At 69.3% G+C, this 22183-nt stretch carries 20 protein-coding genes; 3 read left to right on the top strand and 17 right to left on the bottom strand.

All coding sequences use genetic code 11. The annotated features are described in order from the left end of the window. Nucleotides 1-16: 16 nt before the first annotated feature. The 10 genes from E5P2_RS36605 to E5P2_RS36560 are packed head-to-tail and all read right to left on the bottom strand — an operon-like array spanning nt 17 to nt 11202. The gene (locus tag E5P2_RS36605; protein ID WP_162571964.1) at nt 17-1396 is read right to left on the bottom strand and encodes a dihydroorotase; all 1380 of its coding nucleotides are present in this window, start codon (nt 1394-1396) and stop codon (nt 17-19) included. Between the two features lie 14 nt (nt 1397-1410). Then, nucleotides 1411-2457: a CobW family GTP-binding protein gene (locus E5P2_RS36600; protein ID WP_162571963.1), complete on the bottom strand. Its 1047-nt coding sequence runs from the start codon at nt 2455-2457 to the stop codon at nt 1411-1413. Between the two features lie 13 nt (nt 2458-2470). Beyond that, nucleotides 2471-3844 (bottom strand): MmgE/PrpD family protein, encoded by a 1374-nt coding sequence (locus tag E5P2_RS36595; protein WP_162571962.1) that lies wholly within the window; start codon nt 3842-3844, stop codon nt 2471-2473. Further along, nucleotides 3841-5259 carry an FAD-dependent oxidoreductase gene (locus tag E5P2_RS36590; protein WP_162571961.1) on the bottom strand — a complete coding sequence of 473 codons (1419 nt, stop codon included), beginning with the start codon at nt 5257-5259 and terminating at the stop codon, nt 3841-3843. Before E5P2_RS36590 ends, E5P2_RS36595 begins: the two co-directional genes overlap by 4 nt. A gap of 3 nt (nt 5260-5262) precedes the next feature. Beyond that, nucleotides 5263-6726 carry an MmgE/PrpD family protein gene (locus E5P2_RS36585; RefSeq protein WP_162571959.1) on the bottom strand — a complete coding sequence of 488 codons (1464 nt, stop codon included), beginning with the start codon at nt 6724-6726 and terminating at the stop codon, nt 5263-5265. Then, complete coding sequence (locus tag E5P2_RS36580) at nt 6711-7394, bottom strand: ABC transporter ATP-binding protein (RefSeq protein ID WP_162571958.1); 684 nt, start codon at nt 7392-7394, stop codon at nt 6711-6713. The genes E5P2_RS36585 and E5P2_RS36580 overlap by 16 nt, the downstream gene beginning before the upstream one ends. Nucleotides 7395-7420: 26 nt before the next feature. Beyond that, nucleotides 7421-8179: an ABC transporter ATP-binding protein gene (locus tag E5P2_RS36575; RefSeq protein WP_162571957.1), complete on the bottom strand. Its 759-nt coding sequence runs from the start codon at nt 8177-8179 to the stop codon at nt 7421-7423. An 11-nt stretch (nt 8180-8190) separates the two neighbouring features. Continuing rightward, on the bottom strand, nt 8191-9045 hold the full coding sequence (locus tag E5P2_RS36570; protein WP_162571956.1) for a branched-chain amino acid ABC transporter permease: 855 nt from the start codon (nt 9043-9045) through the stop codon (nt 8191-8193). Between the two features lie 33 nt (nt 9046-9078). Beyond that, entirely contained in the window at nt 9079-10005 is a 927-nt protein-coding gene (locus E5P2_RS36565; RefSeq protein WP_162571955.1) for a branched-chain amino acid ABC transporter permease, read from the bottom strand. A gap of 36 nt (nt 10006-10041) precedes the next feature. Then, nucleotides 10042-11202, bottom strand: coding sequence for an ABC transporter substrate-binding protein (locus E5P2_RS36560; protein ID WP_162571954.1), 1161 nt, complete (start codon nt 11200-11202; stop codon nt 10042-10044). Between the two features lie 157 nt (nt 11203-11359). Between E5P2_RS36560 and E5P2_RS36555 the strand changes: the two genes are divergently transcribed. After that, entirely contained in the window at nt 11360-12250 is an 891-nt protein-coding gene (locus E5P2_RS36555; RefSeq protein ID WP_162571953.1) for an IclR family transcriptional regulator, read from the top strand. Between the two features lie 21 nt (nt 12251-12271). Here E5P2_RS36555 and E5P2_RS36550 read toward each other — a convergent pair whose 3' ends face one another. The 5 genes from E5P2_RS36550 to E5P2_RS36530 all read right to left on the bottom strand — a co-directional run bounded on the left by E5P2_RS36550 (nt 12272) and on the right by E5P2_RS36530 (nt 17796). Continuing rightward, a complete protein-coding gene (locus E5P2_RS36550; protein WP_162571952.1) occupies nt 12272-13744 on the bottom strand; it encodes a class I adenylate-forming enzyme family protein in 1473 nt (490 codons plus the stop codon). Further along, a complete protein-coding gene (locus tag E5P2_RS36545) occupies nt 13741-14631 on the bottom strand; it encodes an amidohydrolase family protein (protein ID WP_162571951.1) in 891 nt (296 codons plus the stop codon). Before E5P2_RS36545 ends, E5P2_RS36550 begins: the two co-directional genes overlap by 4 nt. Further along, entirely contained in the window at nt 14628-15554 is a 927-nt protein-coding gene (locus E5P2_RS36540) for an alpha/beta fold hydrolase (protein ID WP_162571950.1), read from the bottom strand. The genes E5P2_RS36545 and E5P2_RS36540 overlap by 4 nt, the downstream gene beginning before the upstream one ends. A gap of 4 nt (nt 15555-15558) precedes the next feature. Further along, nucleotides 15559-16548 carry a Bug family tripartite tricarboxylate transporter substrate binding protein gene (locus tag E5P2_RS36535; RefSeq protein ID WP_162571949.1) on the bottom strand — a complete coding sequence of 330 codons (990 nt, stop codon included), beginning with the start codon at nt 16546-16548 and terminating at the stop codon, nt 15559-15561. 105 nt (nt 16549-16653) lie between these two features. Then, nucleotides 16654-17796: an acyl-CoA dehydrogenase family protein gene (locus E5P2_RS36530; protein WP_162571948.1), complete on the bottom strand. Its 1143-nt coding sequence runs from the start codon at nt 17794-17796 to the stop codon at nt 16654-16656. 114 nt (nt 17797-17910) lie between these two features. Between E5P2_RS36530 and E5P2_RS36525 the strand changes: the two genes are divergently transcribed. Beyond that, nucleotides 17911-18732, top strand: coding sequence for an IclR family transcriptional regulator (locus E5P2_RS36525; protein WP_162571947.1), 822 nt, complete (start codon nt 17911-17913; stop codon nt 18730-18732). A 9-nt stretch (nt 18733-18741) separates the two neighbouring features. On the opposite strand, the gene E5P2_RS36520 is transcribed toward E5P2_RS36525, so the two are convergent. Both E5P2_RS36520 and E5P2_RS36515 read right to left on the bottom strand, forming a co-directional pair. Beyond that, nucleotides 18742-19719: a Bug family tripartite tricarboxylate transporter substrate binding protein gene (locus E5P2_RS36520; protein WP_162571946.1), complete on the bottom strand. Its 978-nt coding sequence runs from the start codon at nt 19717-19719 to the stop codon at nt 18742-18744. Between the two features lie 51 nt (nt 19720-19770). Beyond that, a complete protein-coding gene (locus E5P2_RS36515; protein WP_162571944.1) occupies nt 19771-21168 on the bottom strand; it encodes an FAD-dependent oxidoreductase in 1398 nt (465 codons plus the stop codon). A gap of 113 nt (nt 21169-21281) precedes the next feature. Between E5P2_RS36515 and E5P2_RS36510 the strand changes: the two genes are divergently transcribed. Continuing rightward, nucleotides 21282-22073, top strand: coding sequence for an IclR family transcriptional regulator (locus E5P2_RS36510; RefSeq protein WP_162571943.1), 792 nt, complete (start codon nt 21282-21284; stop codon nt 22071-22073). The last annotated feature ends 110 nt before the right edge of the window (nt 22074-22183 follow it).

The following is a 22183-nucleotide window of genomic DNA, read 5'->3' as shown; positions in this document are numbered from 1 at the left end:
ATGAAGGGAGCGCGCGTCAGGCGCTTGCCGCGCCGGCGCGCGTGCGGAAGATGTACTGGCCATGGCCCGGCGCGCCGACCAGCTTGCCGTCCTGCATGACGGTCTCGCCGCGAACGATGGTCTCGGTCGCCCAGCCCTTGAAGGTCCAGCCGTCGTAGATGCTGTAGTCGGAGTAGGACAGCAGATCCTCGTGCCGCACCACGCGCTCGAGGTTCAGGTCGACCAGCGTGATGTCGGCATCGGCGCCCGGCCGCAGCGCGCCCTTGCGCGCGGCGATGTCGAAGATGCGCGCCGGTGCCTCGCACACCAGCTGGCAGATGCGGCGCAGCGACAGCCCGCGCCGGTGGTAGCCCTCGTGCAGCAGCACGGGCAGGATGGTCGCGGTGCCCGGGAAGCCCTGCGAGGCGAGCCACAGCGTCTTGTCCTTGGTCGCGCGCTTGCGCGGGCAATGGTCGGAGGCGACGACGTCGATCGAACCGTCGGCCAGGCCTTCCCAGAGCGCGTCCTGGTCGTCCTTGCTGCGGAAGGGCGGGTTCGCCTTGCCCATGCCGCCGAGGTCCATGTCGGCGGTGTGGGTCAGGTAGTGCGGACAGGTCTCGACGAACACCTGGTCGTAGCGCCGGCGCCATTGGCGCACCTCGTCCAGGCCCATGCGCGAGCTCATGTGCGGGATGTAGATCTTCGCGCCGGCCTTCTCGGCCAGGAACATCGCGCGCACGCAGGCTTCGGCCTCGGTGATCGGCGGCTTGATGTCGGCCCACTGCTGCAGGTTGTCGAGGCCGATCTCCAGCTGCGCGTTGCGGCGGCGATTGACGATCTCGATGTTCTCGGTGTGGCAGACCACCGTCACGTTGCCGATCGCCGCGGCGCGTTCGAGCAGCGCCTGGAAGTAGCCGTCGTCGGTGCCGTCGAGGCCGAGGTAGCGGCCTTCTTCGCCCTTGAAGTTCATGAAGTACTTGAACGAGGTGACGCCGTAGTCGCGCACATAGCTCTCGAGTTCCTGCAGATGCAGCTCGGAGGCGGTGCTGAAGTGAAAGCCGTAGTCGACGTGCGCGCGCGGCTGCGCGTAGGCCTGCTCGCGCTTGAACACGTCGCTGTAGGCCTCGTTGTTGAGGAAGTAGCCGAGCACGGTGGTGAAGCCGCCGATGGCCGCGTGTGCGGTCTCGGTGCTGTACTCGGTGATCTTCTCGCCGAAGCCGAAATGCAGATGCGCTTCGATCAGGCCCGGAAACACGTGCAGGCCGTCGATGCGGCGCTCGCGCACGTGGTCGGCCACGGGCGTGCCGGGCGCGAGCAGCGCGCCGATGCGGCCGTCCTCGACCAGGATGTCCTGCGGCTCGGGGTCGCGCTCGGCGCTGACCACGGTGCCGCCGCGAAGAATGAAGGTGTCGGGCATGGTGAGGTGTTGCTTCAGTGGGGAGAGGGCGTGGGCACGACGATGGCGTCGAGTTCCGCGCGGGTGATGGATTCGCCGATGCACACGAGAAAGCCGTGCGGCACCGAGGCGGGCCAGGCGGCCAGCCGTTCGGGCGGCGCGAAGTAGCCCTGCACGCCCTGCACGACCCAGGGCGCGCCGTCGTCGCCGAGCGCGACCAGGCCCTTGCAGCGCAGCAGGCGCGCGCCAAGCCGTGCACTCAGGGCTTGCGTCCATGCGGCGTAGATCGGCCAGTCGATGGGGCCGGGCACTTCGAGCACGTGCGTGCTGACCTGGCGAAAGGCGGTGCCGTGGTCATGCTCCACATCGGCCGTATCGACGCCATCGCCGGCCTGCGCGTACTGCGGCCGCAGCGGGCCGCGCAGCCACGCCTCGGCGTGCACGGCCGTCGCGTGTGGCGCGGCACTGGCAGCCGGCGCGAAATAGCGCGACGGCGAATCGCCGCGCTGCCAGCGCGCGACCTCGGCCGCGGGATTGAGCTCGCGAATCCGAGATACCAGATCGCTCGCTTGCGCGGGTTCGGCGATGTCCGTCTTGCTGATCAACACGCGGTCGGCGAAGGCCACCTGTCGCTGCGCTTCGGCATAGCGCGCCAGCGTCGCGGCGCCATTCACCGCATCGACCAGCGTCAGCACCTGCGCCAGGACGCAGCGCGGCTTCAGCGCCGAATCGCCCAGCAGCGAGGCCACCAGCGGACCGGGATGGGCCAGGCCGCTGGTCTCGACGATGATGCGGTCGAAGGGCGGCACGCCGCCGCTGCTGCGGCGCGCGAACAGATCGATCAGCGTGTCGCGCAGCGTGCCCGAGGCGGCGCAGCACAGGCAGCCCGAGTCGAGCAGCAGCACCTGGTCGTCGGCGGCGGACATCAGCACGTGGTCCAGCCCGACTTCGCCGAATTCGTTGACGATGACCATCGCGCCGGCGAAGGACGCATCGCGCAGCACGGCATTGACCAGCGTGGTCTTGCCGCTGCCGAGGAAGCCGGTGACGAGGTCGACCGGAATGCGCGCTGCCGCCGTCATCGCCATCCTGCGTTCAATCGGCCGCCGTGCGCAGCGCGCGCTGCAGCGTGTCGAGGCTGCCCCCCTGCATCACCGCATCCCAGGCCGTGTCGCGCGCCGTGGCACCGAGCACGGGCGCGACGTTGGCCGCGAACTTGGCGCGCACGGCGTCTTCGCCGGCCGGACGCTGCGGGCTGCCGAACACCTGATCGACCGCATGGTGCAGCTGCGTGCCGTCGGCCAGCATGATGCGCAGGTCGGCATCGAACTTCGCCGGGAAGCCGCTGTCGTCGCGTGGCGTCCATTGGATGCGCGCGGCCAGTGCGATCGCGTCCGCGTCGACGCTGGTGGCCGTCATCGAGGGGATGTCCACCGGGCGCCCGAGCAGCACGCGGGCGATGCAGTAGGGCAGGCTGTACTTGGCCTCGTTGCCGCTCGCGACCTGCTGCTTCGACGACCAGGGTTCGCAGATCACCGTGGCCGCGCCCGGCGCGACGCGGCAATGCACCTCGGCGATGTCCGCGACCGTCGCGATGCGCGCCGACAAGGCCTGTGCGCATTCGAGGAAGGGATGGATGTAGTGGCAGCACGGAAAGAACTTGAAGGCGGCATCGGCCAGCCGCCATTGCGTGCCGAGATCGCGCAGGCCAACGGCCAGGCGACCGCCGGCGGCTGGGTCGTCGGCATAGGCGGCGAACAGGCCATAGCGGCCCTCGATCACGGTGGTCGGCCCGGTCATGCCTGCGGCTGCGCAGCGCGCGGCCCACAGGCCTGCATGCGCGGCCCAGCCCGGATGCAGCGCCTTCACGTTGGAGCCGTTGCTCAGGAATTCGAAGATGCCGCCGGCCTGGCTGCCGGCGATGCCCATCGCGGCCACGCTCTGCGCCGGGCTCGCGCCGCGCGCCACCGAGGCGAGCAGCGCCGCGACCCCCACGCCGCCCACCGAGGTCACCTGGAAGCCGCGGCGCTGGAAGCCGCCGGGGCTCGCCTCGCCGAGGCGCACCAGCAACTCCCAGCCGATCACCACCAGGCGCACGGCTTCGTCGAGCGACAGCGCGTGCGTCTCGACCGCGGCCAGCACGGCCGGCACGATCACCGCGCTGCCGTGCACGATGGAGCCCATGTGCGTGTCGTCGTACTCGAGCGAGTGGATGGACGTGCCGTTGAGCAAGGCGGCCACCGGTGCCGATGCACCCGTCGAATAGCCCAGCACCGTGGCGCGGCCGCCGGTGCCCGACTCCTCGCGCAGGCCTTGCAGGAAACGGCGATGCGAGGGCACGGCCGAGGCGCCGAGCCCGACGCCGAGCGCATCGATCAGGTGAAGACGCGCGAGGCGCTGCACCGGCGCCGGCACATCCGCCAGCCGAAGCCCGTCCGCAAAGCTTGCAAACTGTTCGGCCAGCGTCATGCCGCGGCTCCGGCGCGGACCTTGGCCGCTGCGTCGCGGCCTGCGAGGTAGCCGAGCCCGACCGCAGTCAGCAGGCCATTGCCCGAGGCATAGCCGCCTGCACCCGCGCGCCCGCTGATGCCGGCCGCCGCGCCGCCGCCGGCATAGAGACCGGCGATGACCGAACCATCCTCGCGCAGCACGCGCCCTTCGGTATCGACCGCGAGGCCGCCCTGCGTATGGAACAGGCCCGGAGTGACGCGACAGATCCAGAGCCGGCCCGTCAATGGCGCCATGCCGAAGCGCGCGCGGCCTTGCGGATCGGGCGCGCGGCCGGCCGCGGCCTCGTTGAATGCGGCCAGCGTCGCGGCCAGCGTTTGCGGCGGCAGCTCGAACAGCGCCGCAAGTGCTTCCGCCGACGCCGCCTGCTTGAGCCCGCCATGCTCGACCAGCTCGCGGAACTCGTCCTCCTTCGAAGCCAGCGCCATGATGCGTTCGTCGAACACCGCATAGACGTTCGTGTCTTCGGCCAGCACATGGCGCGCATAGGCGGAGTAGCCGAGGTCCTCGTTGCCGAAGCGTTCGCCGCGCGCGTTGACGAGCACACCGCCTTTCTCGATCGTGGTCCACGACAGCAGCGAGCCATGCGGATAGGCCACGGCTGCATAGCCCTGGTAGGCCTGCATGTTGGCCAGCCGTGCGCCGAGCGCGCGGCCCCACAGCACGGCCTCGCCTTCGCTGCCGAGCGCGCCGAAATACTCGGCGCCGGCAATCTCGCCGCAGTGCTGCTTGACGAGCTCGCGGTTCGCCGCGAAGCCGTTGGATGCCAGGATGACGCTGCGCGCGCCGATGCGCGAGGTCTGCACACCGGCGCCGCCGACTGCCACGCCGACCACCGCGCCCTCGGCGGACAGATAGAGCACCTGCACCGGGTTGTTCGTCGCCAGCGGGATCTCGCGCGTGGCCACCGCGGCCAGCAGATCGTCGACCAGGTCCTGGCCGCGCCGCGACACCGGCGCGTGCAGGCGCGCAATCGTGTGGCCGACATGGCAGTAGTCGGTGATCAACGCCATGCGTGCGCCGACGCTATCGACCAGCCATTCGCAGAGCTCGGCCGAGATCGCGGCCATGCGCCGCGTGAGTTGCGGCAGCTCGCCTTCGCCCGACAGGCGCAGCAGGTCGGCCACCATCACCTCGGGCGAATCGACGATGCCGGCTTCGTGCTGGAAGCGGCTGCCGGCGCCCGGCACGGAGCCGGTGCTGAGCGAGGAATTGCCGCCCGGCCGCTCGCGCTTCTCGAGGATCGCGACCTGCGCGCCGGCATCGTGCGCGGCGATGGCCGCGGCCATGCCGCAGGCGCCGGCGCCGACCACCAGCACGTCCACTTCCAGGTCCCAGACCTGGCCTTCTTCGACCTGTTGCACCAGGGCTTGCATCGTTCAGTGTTCCTTCGTTGCTTGGGGATCGAGGGCGGCCGCCGTCACCGGCGCCGGCTCGGAAAAACAGGCGTCGAGCCAGTCGCGCCACGGGCGGTCGAGATCGGCGCTGCCGCTGCCCGAGGCTGCAGCATCGGCCATGCGGCGCATCGTCGGCGCGAAGGCGGGCGCGTACGGCGCGGACAGCGTCGCCACCTTGTCCCACAGCGCGGCAGCGGGGAAGGGTCGGTCGGGACCGCCTTGCGCGCTCCAGCACAGCGCATCGAAGGACGTGCCGTCGTCGGTCGTCAGCGTCACGCGCGAGGGGCGGTCGTCGGGCCAGGGCCGCAGCTCGGGAAAGGGCACCAGCGTGGTCGCGTTGCGCAGGCGTGCGATGCGCGCATCGTCCAGCGACGCGGCATCGAAGGCGGTCGCGCCGCCGTTGCCGTGGACCAGCGCGGCCGCGGCCGCATGCGGCACCGAGAACTTGGCGCCGAGCGTGGTCCGCGGCGCGCGGTCGTCGAGCGCGTACGCCAGTGGATGCGCTTCGACGGTGATCGCCGTCACGCGCTCGCCGCCGCGCAGCGAGGGCTCGTTCGCGAGCAGCGTCTGGATCGCCTCGATCGTCGAGTGCGCGTACTGGCAGCAGGCGTTCATCTTCTGGTAGCCGGATTCGACCGCCCAGCCTTCGTCGGCATGCGGCGTGAGCACGGCAAGATCGGTGGAAGCGCCCAGCGCGACGGCATAGACATCGTGCGGGCTCGCGGCCCGGCCGCCGATGCCGCACTGCGCCCACTCGACCGCGTTCAGTCCGGCGACGGCCGCCTGAGGTGCCCAGGTGTTGCGCGCGAGGACGCCTTTCAAGGCGTGGTCGAAGGGCCCGGCCATGCCCAGGGTCGCGGCGCCCGCGATGGCCGAGACGATCTGCTCCGCCGGCAGCCGTTGCAGGAAAGCGAGGCCCGCCGCGGCGCCGACCGGCGCGAGCAGCGCATGCGGATGAATGCGCAGCGCGGGGAACTGCCAGGTGCGCGCGACGCGGGTGACGACCTCGTAGCCGAGCGCGAGGGCGCGCAGCAGGTCGCGCAGCGAGGCATTGCCGGCCTCGGCGGTCGCGAGCAGGGCCGGCAGCACGTAGAGCCCGGCATGGCACACGGCCTTGCGAAAGCCTTCATCCAGCTCGTTCCATCCCATCGCGAGGCCGTTGCCCATCGCGGCCTGCAGGACCGACATGCGCGGCCGGCCCGCGGCGATCAGCGAGGCCGGGCCGCCTTGCAGCGCGGCCTCGCGCAGCCGCTGCTGCGCGAGCGCGACCTGCGGTTCATCGAGCGCGCTGAAGGTGGCCGCCATGTCGTCGGCCAGCACCCCCACCGTGCGCTCGCGCGCGCTCGGCGACAGATCGCTCCATTCGAGCGCCGCGACCCAGCGCACGAAGCGCGCGAAGGCGGCGCCGGCTTCCTCGGTTGGGGGCGATGTCAGAACAGTTCCCACAAGCTCTCCTGGGCCAGCAGTTCGCTGCTGGCGCCGTCGAAAATGATGCGACCCGACTTGATGACCACCGCGCGGTCGACGTTCTCCAGCGTGGCCTGCACGTTCTGCTCGACGATCACCAGCGTGGTGCCCTTGGTGCGGTTGATCTGCGTCACGCTGCGCAGCACGTCGCGCACGATCACGGGCGCCAGGCCGATGGTCGGCTCGTCCAGCAGCAGGATCGAAGGCCGCGTCATCAAGGCCATGCCGAGTGCGAGCATCTGCTGCTGGCCGCCGCTGAGCGAGCTGGCGATCTGCTGCGTGCGTTCCTGCAGCAGCGGGAACAGCGCATAGACCTCGCCGAGCGCCTGCTGCGCATTGCGCAGGCCCGCGATCTCGAGGTTCTCCGCCACCGACAGATCGCGGAACACGTTGTGCCCCTGCGGCACGAAGCCCATGCCGTGGACCACGTTGCGGTGCGCCTCGCCGGGTGCGAGATCCTGGCCGCGATAGCTCACGCGGCCTTGGCATTCGTCGAGGTCGCCGACGCAGGCGCGCAGCAGCGTGGTCTTGCCGGCGCCGTTGTGGCCGAAGATGCCGACGCGCTCGCCGTCGCGGATCGACAGCGAGAAGTCGTGCAGCACGTGCAGCTTGCCGTAGTGGGCGTTGATTCCGTGGAGTTGCAGCATGGAGGGGTGCGGTGCGGCGGGTGCCGTCACTTTCCGAAATAGAGTTCGGCCAGCGCCTTGCTCTCGAGCAGGGTGCCGACATCGCCGCGCTCCACGATGCGTCCCTGCACCATGAAGACGGCGCTGGTGCAGAGGTCGCGGATGAAGGAGACGTTGTGCTCGACCACGCAGACGGCGCGGCCGGCCTGCGCCTCCTCGCGGACGATGGTCCGCATGGTCTCGTAGGCGCTGCCTTCGACGCCGCCCATCGGTTCGTCGAGCAGCAGGCAGGGCGCATCGCTCATCAGTGCGCGGGCCAGGCCGACCAGCTTCTGCTGGCCGAAGGTGATGTCGTTGACGCTGGCGGCGGCGAGCGATTCCATGTTCATGCGTTGCAGCACCTGCATCGCGTGCTCGCGCGCCGCTTGCTCGGCACGGCGCACCGCGCCACCGGCGAAGACCACGCGCAGCAGCGATTCGCCCGGATAGTGAGAGGGCCCGACCAGCATGTTCTCGAGCACGCTCATCGAACCGAACAGCCGCATGTGCTGCCAGGTGCGCGCGACGCCCAGGCGCGCGCGGCGGTACAGCGGCAGCGCATGGAGCCCGCGGCCGGTCAAGGCGATCTCGCCCGCATCGGGCATCACGACGCCGGAGATCAGGTTGAACAGCGTGGTCTTGCCGGCGCCGTTCGGGCCGATCAGGCCCATGATCTCGCCGGCGTGCAGCTCGAGGTCGATGTGGTCGGCCACGACCACGCCGCCGAATTTCTTGCAGACGTTCTGAAGGGAAAGCACGGTGCTCATCGAGGCTTCCTTCAGCGGGCGCGCGCCGGCGCGACCAGACCCTGCGGCCGCAGGAACAGGAACACGATCACCAGCAGCGTGAAGATCACGCCCTGCAGCGGGCCCATGATCTCGGAGGGCAGGTTGAGGAAGGTGATGGCTTCGGGCAGCGCGATCAGCAGCACCGCGCCGACCACCGGCCCGTAGACCGAGCCCATGCCGCCGACCACCACCATCGTCAGGATCATCGCGGACTGCAGGATCTGGAACTGGTCCGGCGTGATGTACTGGTAGTAGTAGGCATAGATGCCGCCTGCGACGCCGGCCATGCCGGAGCCGATCGCGAAGATCGTCATCTTGATGTTCATCGCGTTGCGGCCGAGGGCGGAGAAGGCGAGCTCGTCGTCGCGCATGGCCTGGATCGCGCGGCCGTAGGGCCCGCGCACCAGCGCGCGGATGAAGAGCACGCTGGCGAGCGCCAGGCCCAGCGCGATCGCGGCGAAGGTCGCGCTTCGATGTTGTTCCACCACGTTCGGGATGCCGCTCAGGCCGCCGGCGCCGCCGATGAAATCGAGGTTCTTGATGATCTCGATCAGGCCGAGCTGGAAGCCGATGCTGGTGATCAGCAGGTAGTCGCCCGAGATGCGCAGCGAGGGCAGCGACAGCATGAACGAAGCCAGCAGCGCCACCAGCCCTCCGGCCGCGACGGCGAGGACGGGGTTGAGGTCGAACTGCACGCTCAGCGCACCGACCGTGTAGGCGCCGAGCGCGAAGAAGATCGGATGCGCGATGCTGATCAGTCCGCCGAAGCCGATGATCAGGTTGAAGCTCGCGCTGAGGATCACGTAGAGGCCGATCAGCACCAGCAGCGAGATGACGTATTCCATGGCAAGGGTCCGTGTGGCTTCGGTGGCGGCGCCTCAGGCGGCGGGTTCGGCCGCGGGCGTGGCGGCGACCGGCCGCACCCTGGCGCGGCGCCGCAGGCGCACGCCGTTCGGGAACAGCAGGATGGTGATGAAGAGCAGCGCGTAGAGGATCAGCCCCTGCCATGCCGACGGAATGACGAGGATGCTGAACGCGCGCAGCAGCGTGAGGAACAGCGCCGCGCCGGCCGCGCCGAAGACGTTGCCCATGCCGCCGAGCAGCGCCGCGATGACGGCGAACAGCATCATCTCGAGCGGCGTGTTGGGCACCATCGAGGCCCGCGTGCCGAACAGGTACATGGCGGCCACGACCAGCACCGAGGCGATCGCGAAGGTGGCGGCATAGACCGGCCGCACGTTGATGCCGTACAGGCGCGACAGGTGCGGGTTGTCGGCCACGGCGACCATGAACTTGCCGTAGCGCGACTTCTTCAGCAGCAGGTAGAGCGCTGCCATCACCACCACGGCGACGCCCAGAGCCGTCAGGTCCCAGCGGCTGATCACGATGCCGCCGACCAGCGTCGAGGACGACATCAGATTGCCGGCCAGCGACACCGGCTCGGTGCCGAACACCATCGCCAGCATGTACTGCACGAACTCCGACACCACCAGCGTGAAGATGAAATAGGTGAGCGACGGCGAATGGCGCCGGCGGAAAGTCTGCAGGCCCCAGACCTCCATCGCGAGTGCCGCCGCGATGGTGATCACCAGGCTGGCGGCGATGCCCGCCAAGGCAGGCCAGCCGAGCCGGAAGATCACCACGTACATCGTGTAGTAGGCGATGCCCATCATCCCGGCCTGCGCGAAGTTCCAGACCTTGACCACCTTGAGCACGAGCGAGAACGCGGCAGCGAGCAGCACGCCGTAGGTGGCGGTGGCGATGCCGGTCCAGAGGATCTGGAGCAACGTCTGTATGTCGATCATGGATCGATGACCTTTGCGGCCGCCGCGGCGGGTTGGCTACTTGACGGTCGCGACCGGCACGAACTTGCCGCCCTTGACCTCGAACAGGTAGACCGGCTTGTTCACGCGATGGTCCTTGGTGAATTCGAGCAGGCCGGTCAGCGGCAGGTCGAACTTGCCGACCTCGACCAGCGCCTTCTTCATGTTGGGGCCGGTCAGCGGCTGATTCGTCTTGATCAGGTGCGCGTAGAGCTGGCCGATGAGGAAAGGCATGTCGTAGAGGTACTGCGTGTAGGGCAGGCCGTTGGGCACGCGCTTCTCGGTCTGCTGCCAGCGGTCCACGAACTTCGCCACATCGGCGTTCTGCTCGGCCGACGGCGCGAGCGCGGAGACCAGCATGCCTTCGGCCGCGGCACCCAGCTGCTCGACCACCTTCGGGTTGTAGCCCGCGGAGTAGGTCGACACCGGCTGCTTCAGGCCGAGCTGGCGCAGCTGCGCCACGACCTGCGGCAGGTCGGCCACCAGGCCCTGGATATGGATGATGTCCGGGTTGGCCGCACGCACCTTCAGGATCGCGCCGGTGTAGTCGGTCGCCTGGGCGTCGTAGGCTTCGTAGGCCACCACCTTGCCGCCCGCTTCCTGGAACGCATCGCGGTAGATGCGCGCACCTTCGATGCCGCTGTCGTTGTGGATGTAGAGCACCGCGGCCGTGGCCTTCTTCAGCGTGTCGTGTGCATAGCGGGCCTGTGCGCGCACGTCGACGTCGGCGAGCGGGTAGGTGGTGTAGACGTAGTCGCCCAGCTTCGCGATGTCGGGCGAGTTCGCGCCGACGCTCAGTTCCAGCACCTGGCTGCGGTTGGCGATCGGCGCCACCGACTTGACCACCGCGCTCCACGCGGTGCCGAAGACCGGCACCTTGTCGACGTTGACCAGGCGATTGACCGCGTTGATGCCCAGCCGCGGATCCGCCTGCGTGTCGAGCAGCACCATCTCGAGCGGATGGCCCTCGATGCCGCCCTTGGCATTGATGTCCTGCACGGCCCATTGCGCGGCCTTGACCTGGTCGGCGCCGAACAGCGCCTGCGAGCCGGTGAGCGGCATGGCCAGGCCGAACTTGAGCGGCTCCTTGGTGGGCGCGGGCGCGCCCTGGGCATGGGCCAGCAGCCCGCTGGCCAGCAACACGGCGGAGACGACGACGCAACGGCGGAGATGTTTCATTGGCAGGGTCCTCGGAGTTTTTGAAGGGGTCGACGGGCCATCGCGCCGCTGTCTGCAAAAGCGATGTTGTTACGTCAGACGATATACGATATCGCATAGCATTCCAGATGACAAGCGATTACGATGAACGTAACGTCGCGTTTAAAGGCCAAACCCCATGCCCCGTTCCCCTGCTGCACGTCCTTCGCCGCCGAAACCGTCGACCCGGAAGTCGTTGCCGCCCGGCGAGAAAAAGCTCAACTCGGTGGAAGCGGTCAAGGTCGCAGTGCGCGTGCTGGACGAGCTCGCCCTCGCACAGCGCGCGATGGGCGTGACCGAGCTGGCCGAGGCGCTCGGCGAAACCAAGCCGCGCGTGCACCGCCATCTCTCGACCTTGCGCGAGGTCGGCCTGATCGAGCAGGACCAGGCCACCGATCGCTACCGGCTCGGATGGCGCGTGTTCCAGCTCGGCGAAGCGGCCGGCACGCAGTTCGACCTGCGCAGCCGCGCCGAGCCCTACCTGCTGCGGCTGCGCGACGAGCTGAAGGAAACCTCGGTGCTCGCGGTGCCGATCAACGGCCGCCCGATGGTGATCGCGACCACGGACAACATCTATGCGCGCATCTGCATCAGCGTGAAGCCCGGCAACCGGCCGCTGCCGCATTGCTCGGCGCTGGGCCGGCTGACACTCGCGTTCTCGCCGGCCGTGCTGCAGGAGGAAATGCTGTCGGCGCCGATGACCTCGGAGACGCCGCAGTCGATGACCGACCCGGCGCGCATCCGCAAGCGGCTCGGCCTGATCCACGAGCAGTTCTACGAAGTCTGCAACGGCGAGATGATGCTCGGCGTGAACACCATCGCCGTGCCCATCTTCCGCAATGGCGACGTGCTGGCCGGCGCGCTGTCGATCGTCGGCTCGATCCAGAACGTGCCCAATCCGCCGCGCCGCAAGCAGGTCGAGACGCTGCAGGCCTGCGCGGCCGAGCTGTCGGCCCAGCTCAACAGCGATGCCTACCAGCGCTGGCAGTTGCGCCGCAAGGCGCACGGCATGCTCAACGCGCTGGTCTGAACCGGCGCGCGGGCAGGGCGCTCAGAGCGGCGCCAGGCCTTCCACCAGCCGCGCCTTCACGACCTTGCCGAGCGAATTGCGCGGCAGGTCGTCGACGAAGAAGATCTGCCGCGGCACCTTGTAGGGCGCGAGCCGCTCACGGCACAGCGCGAGCAGCGCCTCGGCTTCCACGTCCTTGCCGCGCACGACGAAGGCCGCGACCTCCTCGTCGAACTCGCGCGAGGGCCAGCCCACCACCGCGGCCTCGGAGACGGCCGCGTGGCTCATCAAGGTGCTCTCGACTTCCATCGGATAGATGTTGATGCCGCCGCGGATGATCATGTCCTTGGACCGGCCCTTGAGGAACAGGTAGCCTTCGTCGTTGAAAGTGCCGAGGTCGCCCGGATAGAAGAAGCCGTCGCGGAAGGCTTCGCGGCTGGCCTCGGGATCGCGATAGAAACCATCGGCGACCGCGGGCCCGCGGTAGCGGATGCGCCCGATGCTGCCGGGCGGTTGCAGCCGGTCGGCGTCGTCGACGATCTGCACTTCGACGCCGAACACCGGCCTTCCGACCGACTCGCCGTGGCGCAGCTGGTCCTGCGACGACAGCACCGAGACACCGCCGCCTTCGGTCGAGCTGTAGTACTCGATGAAGTTCGGGCAGACCGTCTCGCGGATGCGCACGCGTTCCTCGGCGGTGAGTGCGGAGCCGGAAGAGACCAGCGTCCTGAGCCGCTTGAGCGGCGCCAGCGTGGCAACGTCGCATTCGAGCAGCCGGCGCAGCAGCGTGGGCACGAGGAACAGCACGGTCGATCCGGTGCGCGCGACTTCGGCCGCGAGTTCTTCCGGCGTGTAAGGCGGCGGGCAGAGCACCACGGTGCCGCCGCAACAGAGCGTCGACAGGCTGAAGGCGCGGCCGCCGCCGAAGTAAAGCGGCGTCGCGTTGATGTAGGTCTCGCGGCTGCCGAAGCCGAGGTCCACCCAGTGCGTCCAGAAGCGGCTGGCGAACTTGCGGTGCGACACCAGCGGTCCCTTGGGCCGCCCCGTCGTGCCCGAGGACAGCGACATCACGAGGCCGCGGTCGCCATCGGGAAACGCGCGATCGGCAGCGGCCGTCGCGACGCCGGCCAGCCAGGCTTCGTCGACCGCGATGCAGCGTGCGCCTTCGAATGCGCCGCCGGGCTCGACGATCGCCGCTGCCGGCTCGAAGTGCGCGGCCAGGCGCTGCTTCTCGAATTCCTTCCAGCGGCAATCCATCGGCAGGATCACTGCGCCGGCGCGCGCCACCGCGAAGAGCACGAGCACATGCTCGATGGAATCGCGCAGCGCGATGCCGACGATGCCGCCGGGTTCCACGCCCAGGTCCTGCAGCCGCGCGGCGCGCCGGCGCACCGCGAGATCGAGTTCGCGACAGTCCAGCACCGTGCCGCCGTGCACGAGCGCCGGCTGGGTCGGCCGCTGGCGCGCATGCAGCGCCAACGGGTCGGCCAGGTTCGGGACGGCGGCCTCGTTCATCGCTTCGCGGCCCGCGAGCCGTCCTCGTTCAGCCCGTAGATGCGCAGCACGTTGTCGCGCAGCAGCTTGCGCTTGGGCAGCGGGCGCAGGCCCAGCGCCTCGATCTCGTCGCGCGTGCGCTCGAAGTCGAGCACCGGGAAGTCGGTGCCGAAGATCACCTTGTCCTGCCCGAAGCTGTCGATGTACTTGACGAAAGCCTCCGGCCAGTACTTGGGGCTGTGGGCGTCGGTGCCGATGTACACGTTCGGATGTTTCCACGCCATCGCGATCATCTCGTCGGTCCATGGAATGCCGACATGGATGCCGATGAGCTTGAGCTCCGGGAAGTCGCAGGCCACCGCATCGAGCGAGATCGGGCGGCCCACGCTGCGCAGCCGGTGCTTCGGGTCGTAGAGCATCGACTGGCCGACCTGCAGCTGCACCGGCACGTCGAGCTCCACGCACTTGGCATAGAAGGGATACCACTTCGCATGGTCGGGCGCGAGCTCGAACCAGTGCGGATAGAAGTGCGCGCCGATGAAGCCGTGGTCCTTCACCGCGCGCTCGAGCTGGCGCACGCCGTCCATGCCTTCGGTCGGGTCGAGGCCGGCGAGTCCGTGGAAACGGTCGGGATGGCGCTCGACGGCTTCGGCCACCATCTCGTAGGGGATGTGGTAGCTCGACTTGTGCAGCAGCGGCCCGACCTTGGACGCGATCAGGAAGGCGCGCTCGATGCCGGCCGCGTCCATGCGGCGCAGCATCTCCTCGTGCGTGATGCCGGCGAGCGTGTCGTCCTTGACCTTCATCTTGCCGCCGAAGAAGGCGTCGCGATTGGGTCGGATGGCGTGCGTCTCGGGCGTCCAGATGTTGACCACCGCGTCGATGGCCTGGATGTCGTGCTTTGTCATGGGGAGGTTTGGTTCAGGAAGGCTTCGAAATGCCGCGCCGTCTCGGCCAGCGCATCGGGCGTCGCGGTGCCGCGGGTGATCAGCGGCCGGGCGTCGGGCATCAGGGCCTGCACGCGTTCGAAATACGCCAGCAGCATGTCGCCGGCGCCGCATGCCAGCAGCGTCGGCACGCGGACCAGCGGCAGCCGCGGCGCCTTGTCGTAGCCGATCGCCGACCGGTAGGCGTAGTGGTAGGTCCGCGTGGCCTTCAGCACCTCGACCACCTTGTCGTGCAGTTCGTCCGCCGGCGGCAGGCCGACCGAGCGCGCATGGGCCGCATCGCGCCGGTACCAGGGCCAGAAGAGGTAGACGTCGCGCACGAAATTCCAGATCCAGTGCAGCTGGCTTCCGGCCTGGTCGATCTTCACGCCGGGCGCGTAGTGCTTGAGCATGTCCTCGCGCTCCTCGGCGCTGTAGAGCGACACGCCGTCGAGCACGAGCCGGCCGACGCGCTGCGGATGCGCGATGGCGATCTCGCAGGCGATGTTGGCGCCGGTGTGGCTGCCATAGAGATCGAAGGCCGCGATGCCCAGCGCGTCGAGCGCGCGCACATGGGCATCGGCGAAGTAGGCGATCGACGGCATGCCGCCCTCCGCGGGCAGGCGCGGCGCGGAGGAATCGCCGTTGCCCAGCGTGTCGGTGGCGATCACGTGCCGGTGCCGCCCCAGCTGCGCGACGAGGGGCTCCAGCATCCGGGCCGAGCCGGGCGATGCATGGAGCATCACCAGCGGCCGGCGCGCGCGGCTGCGCCGGCCGGCCTCGCGGAAGTGCACCTGGCCTTCCGCGACATCGGCGAAGCCGCGCCGCACGGTCGCCGGTGCTTGCACCGTATGCGGCGGACCGGGGGAAAGCAGTTCAGGCGTGGCGAGGGCCATCGTCGTCATGCGCTCATTCCTTGATGCCCGCCGCCTTCACGGTGGCGGCCCAGCGCGCGATGTCTTCCTTGATCTTCTGGCCGTACGCTTCGGGCGTGGTGCCTTCGATGTCGAGGCCGTTCTCGCGCATGCGGGCCGCGACCTCGGGCATCTTCAGGATCTGCGCGGTCTCGGATTGCAGCTTGTGGATGATCGCGGGCGGCGTGTGGGCCGGCGCCATCAGGCCGTACCACGAGTTGACCTCGAAGCCCGGCATCGTCTCGGCCACCGCCGGCACATCGGGCAGCACGGCTGTGCGCTTGAGCGTGCTCACCGCGAGCGCACGCAGCTGGCCGTCCTTGATCAGCGGCACGACGCCCGCGATGTTCACGAACGCCATCTGGATCTGGCCGGCGAGCAGGTCGGTGTTGATCTGCGCCGAGCCGCGGTAGGGCACATGCGTCATCTCGACGTGTCCCAGCTGCGAGAGCATGACGCCGGCCAGGTGCGTCGTGCTGCCGACGCCGACGGAGCCGTACGCGACCTTGCCCGGGTTGGCCTTGGCATACGCCATGAGCTGCGCCAGCGTCTTGGCCGGGAAGTCGGAGCGGACCACGAGCACCGTCCCGCTCGAGACCAGCTGAGTGATCGGCTCGAAGTCCTGGATGGGGTCGTAGGGCAGCTTCTGCGGCAGCGCGGGACTGATCGCGATCGGACCCACGTGCGAGAACAGCAGCGTGTAGCCGTCGGGCCGTGCGCGCGCCACGGCGGCGGCACCGATGGTGCCGTTCGCGCCGCTGCGGTTGTCGACGATGAAAGCCTGACCCAGGCGCTTGGCGAGCTGGTCCGTGATGGGCCGGATGATGGTGTCCGACGGACCGCCCGCGGCCCAGGGGTTGATCACCGTCACGGGCCGGTTCGGCCAGGGATCTTCGGCATGCGCGATGCAGGTCGCGACCATCGCGATGCCGATCAGCAGATGGCGCGCCAGGCGCGCGGGGAACTTCAGGAACGAGGGCTGCATGGCGTCTCTCCGTGGCACGTGTGGCCAGCCAGTGGCGGAACATTCCGCCGATACCGTTTCCCTTCGGGTCGACGGTGCATAGAGATCAGGGGTCGGCCGCCGGCGCTATGCCAGGAGCTCGCGCGCGATCAGCATCCGCTGGATCTCCGACGAACCTTCGCCGATGCGGTAGTGCCGCACGTCGCGGTAGAAGCGCTCCACCGGCACACCGCGGATCAGCCCGCCGCCGCCGAAGATCTGCACCACGCGGTCGGCCACCCGGCCCACCATCTCGGAGCAATGCAGCTTGACCATGCTGGTCGCCGTGCCGGTGTCTTCGCCGGCGTCGATGCGGCGCAGGGCCTCGTAGGCCAGCGCGCGTGCCAGCGCGAGCTCGGTGGCGGAATCGGCCAGCATCCACTGGATGGCCTGGCGCTCGGACAGCGCGCTGCCGAAAGTCTGCCGCGTTTTGGCATGGTCCACCGCGAGTTCGATCAGCCGGTCGGCAGTGCCGATGCAGGCTGCCGACACGCCCATGCGTCCGCTCGCGAGCGAGCCCATCGCGATCGCAAAGCCGTGGCCCACCTCGCCGAGCACCGCGTCGTCAGGCACGAAGCAGTCGTCGAAGCGCAGCTCCGACAGCTGGATCGGATCCGAGCCGATGGTCTTGTCGACACGATCGATCGTCATGCCCGGCGTGTTCGCATCGACCAGGAAAGCCGTGATGCCGCCGCGCGCGCGCCGGGCCGCATCGGTGACTGCGAACACCAGGATCACCTGCGCCTTGTGCGCGCCACTGATGTAGTGCTTGAGCCCCGTGATCGACCAGCCGCCCCCGCGCTTCTCGGCCCGCGTGTGCAACGCGGACGCATCCGACCCGGCCTCGGGCTCGGTGAGGCCGAAGGACGCGAGCCAGCTGCCATCCGCCAGCCGGGGCAGGTACTTCGTCCGCTGCGCTGCCGTGCCGTGGCGCGCGATGCCGATCGGCGTCAGGCCGCTGGATGCATCGAGCATCAGCGTGAAGACGCGGTGCGAACGCGCCACCTCTTCCATCACCAGGCAATAGGTCGAGAGATCGAAACCGCCGCCGCCGGCCTCGGCCGGCAGGCGCATGCCGAGATAACCCTGCGAGCGAAGCTCGGCGAGCGCGGCCGCCGGTATTTCGCCGGTGGCATCGATCTGCCGCGCGAGCGGTTCCAGGCGCTGGGTGACGAAGCGACGGACGGCGGGCCGCATCTCGGCGAGATCGGGTGTGCAGTTCAGTTCCATCCAGAGTTAGGGCTTTGCTATCTATTCGTTATACGGATAACAAATCCGTAGAATGGATTTATTGTGAATCCGCCCGGCACGTGCGTCAAGGGGCGCCCCTTAAACTCGTTCGCGATGGACAAGACCGACATGCAGGAAGAAGACACGAAGCATCCGATGTTCGTGACCGCGCTCGCGCGCGGGCTCGAGATCCTCAAGTGCTTCACGGCCGATCGCCAGGAACTCGGCACCACGGAGATCGCGCGCGAGACCGGTCTCGCGCAGTCGACCGTCTGGCGCCTGTGCTACACGCTGACCACGCTGGGCTACCTGGTGCCGGGGCGCACGCCGGACCGCCTGCGCATCGGCGCAGGCGTGCTGCTGCTCGGGCACGCGGCGATCACGCACACCGGCATCGCGGAGTTCGCGCAACCGCTGATGAAGGAACTGGCCGACAGCTTCGAGGTCTCCGTCTCGCTCGGCGAGCGCTACCGCGACGGCATGGTCATCGTCCAGCGCAGCGAGGCGCGCGGCATCCTCAGCGTGAACCTGCATGTCGGCTCGTCGCTCGACCTTGCCAATTCGTCGCTGGGCTGGGCCTATCTGGCGGCCATCGGCGACGAGGCACGCGAGGCATTGATGGCCAAGCTGCGGGCGAGCGCGCCCGACGAATGGGAAGCGAAGTCGCGCGACATCGCCGAGGCGATCCGCAACTACCGGCGCAGCGGCTTCGTGTTCAATCTGGGCAAGTCGCACCGCGACATCAATGCCATCGGCGTGCCGGTGATTTCGGCCGACGGCAAGCGCGTCATGGCGCTGACCTGCGGCGGCGCGCGCTCCCACATGACGCGGGAGCGGCTCGTCAGCGTGCTGGTGCCCGAACTCCAGGCCCTGGCGCAGCGGATCGCGCCGCTGATCCCGGTCGACGAGCCGGGCGGCGCACGCCGCAAGAGATAGCGGCGCGCGCTATTCGAGCCGCGCGCCCACCGACTTGGCAACCCCGGCCCAGAGCTTGATTTGCGCCGCGAGGAAGGCGGCGAACTCCTGCGGCGTATCGCCGGCAGGTTCGGTGCCCACGGCCTTGAGCTTGTCCGAGATGTCCGGCGTGTCGAGCGCCTTGCGGACCTCGCTGTTGAGTTTCTGGACGATGGCCGGCGGCGTGCCGGCAGGCGCCATCAGGCCGTACCACTGCGTGACCACGGTGTCGGGGTAGCCGGACTCCGCGAAGGTCGGAACGTCCGCCGCCATCGACAGCCGCTTCGGCGCCGCAACCGCGAGTGCGCGCAGGTTGCCGGTGCCAAGATTGCCGCCGGCGCCCTGCAGGCTGATGAAGAGCGCGTCCACCTGCCCGCCGATCACGTCGGCCAGCGCCGGCCCGGCACCCTTGTACGGCACATGCAGCGCCTTGATGCCGGCCTGCCGGCTGAACAGTTCCATCGCCAGATGCTGCAGGCCGCCCTTGCCGTTCGACGCATAGGTCAGCGCGCCGGGACGCTTCTTCGCCTCGGCGACGAAGTCGGCCAGCGTGCGCGCCGGCATGTGCCGGCCCACGGCCAGCACCATCGGCTGCGTGGCCAGCAGCGAGATCGGCGCGAAGTCCTTCTGCGGGTCGTAGGGCAGGTTCGCCATCACTGCGGGATTGATCGCATGCGTGTCGGAGATCGCCACCAGCAGGGTGTAGCCGTCGGCCGGCGCGCGGCTCACGAAGTCGCTGCCGATCGAGCCCGAGCCGCCGCCCTTGTTGTCGACCACCACCGTCTGGCCGAGGCTCTTGCCGAGCTTGTCGGCCACCATGCGGCCGACCAGATCGGCCGAGCCACCCGGCGGGTAAGGGATGACCAGCCGGATCGGCTTGCTGGGATAGTCGCTGGCGTCCGGTCCGGCGGCCGATGCCGCCAGCGCGAACAGGAGGGAAAGGACAAGGAGCAGTGATTTCTTGATCATGGTGATGTCTCTTTGTTGCAATGGAAGTCCGCGTCCTCGCGCGGCCGGGTTTCAGTCGCGTCGAAGCACGGCCTTCTGTTGCCGCAGCACCGACTGGATCGCTGCGCTGTCCAGCGCCGAAGGCGGCAGCTTGTGCCGTGCCGACAGCGCCGCGATCACGCCGGCGGCGTGGCCCGTCGCCATGCACACCGGCTGACCGCGCGCGGAGCCTGCGGCCTCGTGCGTGGCCGACAGCGCGCGACCCGCGACCACGAGGTTGTTCACGCCGCGCGCGATCAGGCAGCGCGCGGGGATGCCGTAGGAACGGCGGACCATCGACAGGTCGGTGCCGCCGCCCTCGACCTGGCCGCCGGCCGACGCCGCGGCCTGGCCCACGTCGTGGATGTCGAGCGGGTAGGCGCCGCGCGCGACCTGGTCGTCGAAGTCGCGGCCGGCGCGCACGTCGTCGGGCGTCAGCACGTAGCTGCCCCGGATGCGGCGCGTCTCGCGGATGCCGACCTGGAACGGGCTGGAGACGACGTAGCAGGCCTCGAAGCCCGGCACGTACTTGCGCAGGAAGCGCAGCGCCTCGAGGATCTGCAGCTGGGTCTCGATTTCCGCGCGCGTCAGGTCGTCCGGGTCCGTGCCGTCGATGCCGTGCACGCGCGTGATGTTGATGGTCGCCTCGCGCCGTCCGACCAGCGGATTGAAGCCCATGTCGTCGCGCGGGATGTGGTAGTCGCCGGCCGCGCGTGCCTTGCGGATCAGCGACTTGAAGCCCGCCATGCCGACGCCCGGCTTGCTGCGGAAGGCCGCGACGCTGTAGGCGTCGCCGACATAGCCGGGCGGCGCTTCGCCGTCTTCCGGATGCGCCTCGAGATAGGCCCAGGTCTGGTCGAGATCGATGCCGCCGACCCTGAAGATCGCGGACACCGGCTGCAGCCGGCCGTCGGCCTCGCGGCCATGGACGACGTCGGCCCCCGCGGCCGCGGCCAAGTCGCCGTCGCCGGTGCAGTCGACGAAGCAGTGCGCGGGAATGATCTCGAGGCCGGCCTTGTTGGCGACGCGGACGGCCTGGATCGATCCGCGGTCCACCAGCGCGTCCGCCAGGAAGCTGTGCAGCAGGAGGTGAAGGCCCGACTCCTTCACCATCTCGATGAGCGTGAGCTTCATGGCTTCGGGATCCTGGCCCATGATCGAACCGTGACGCGGATGCTGCGAGACCACGGTCGTGCCGCCGAGCGCGCGCGCCCGCTCGATCAGCTCCTCGCCGATGCCGCCGAGCGCCTTGACGCCCTCGCCGTCGTTGACGCCCTTGAGCGACATGCCCAGCGTCAGCACGCCGCCCAGGCTGCCGTACTGTTCCACCAGCAGCGTGCGGGCGCCGGTGCGTGCCGCCGCGATGCCGGCGATTGCGCCCGCCGTGCCGCCGCCCACCACGACAACGTCGTGGCCTTCTCGAATTCTCATGCACTGTCTCCTGGTTGCGCCTCCGCCGGCCGTATGCAGCGGATGCCTCGAATCGTAGAAAGCCGGTGCGCCGGCGAAGGCGCCGGAACACAGCTTTGTCTCACAATATGGGCATGTCTTCGGCCTCGGATGCCGCTGCCGGCAACACGGAAGGCGCGCAAAGCGTGCGCCGCGCGGTCGCCGTGCTGCGCGCATTGGCCGCCGGCCAGGACCGCGGCGCGCGCGCGAGCGAAGTCGCGCTGCAGTGCGGCCTCACCCGCGCGACGGCGCACCGCATGCTGCAGGTGCTGGTCGAGGAAGGCCTGGCGGAGCGCACGCCATCGCCGCCGCGCTACGTGATCGGCAGAGAGGCTTCGCTGCTGGGCATCGCGCGTTCGTCGCCGCTGCCGATCCGCACCGCGGCAGCCCCTTTCCTGGAGAAGGTCTGCAGGGAGACCGGCGATTCGACCGTGCTGACCCTGCGCAGCGGGACCGATTCGATCTGCATCGAGCGGCTGACGGGCAGCTATCCGATCCAGGTCATCGGCGTCTCGATCGGCGCGCGACTGCCGCTCGGCGTCGGCGTGGGCGGCGTGGTGCTGCTCGCGTTCCTGCCGCGCGGCGAGCGCGAGGAACTGATCGCCCGGATCGCGCCCCGGCTCGCGCGCCATCGCACGACGGTCACCGTGCTGCGCGAACGCATCCGCCGCGCACGCGAGCAGGGCCATGCATTCACCGACGCCGGCGTCATCCCCGGCACGCACGTGCTGGCGGTGCCGGTGCTGTCGCCGGAGGGGCGCCCGCTCGCGGCGCTCAGCATCAATGCGATGGCCAACCGGCTGCCCGCGGCGCGCGCGAAACGGCTGGTGCCCTTGCTGCGGCAGCAGGCTGATGGCATCGGGGCGCGCTGGACGGCGCTCGGGTGAATCGATCCGGGCGGCGCAAGCGCCTTGCCCTGCGGACATCAGCGGTTTCGACGCGGTCGACGGCCGCCTGGCACAACGCCTTCCTTTGTCATCGCTCCAAGTATCTCAAA

This window comes from Variovorax sp. SRS16, assembly GCF_901827165.1.
Lineage (GTDB): Bacteria > Pseudomonadota > Gammaproteobacteria > Burkholderiales > Burkholderiaceae_C > Variovorax.
The sequence above is the reverse complement of the archived record's forward strand: the minus strand, read 5'-3'. Positions and strand labels throughout refer to the sequence as shown.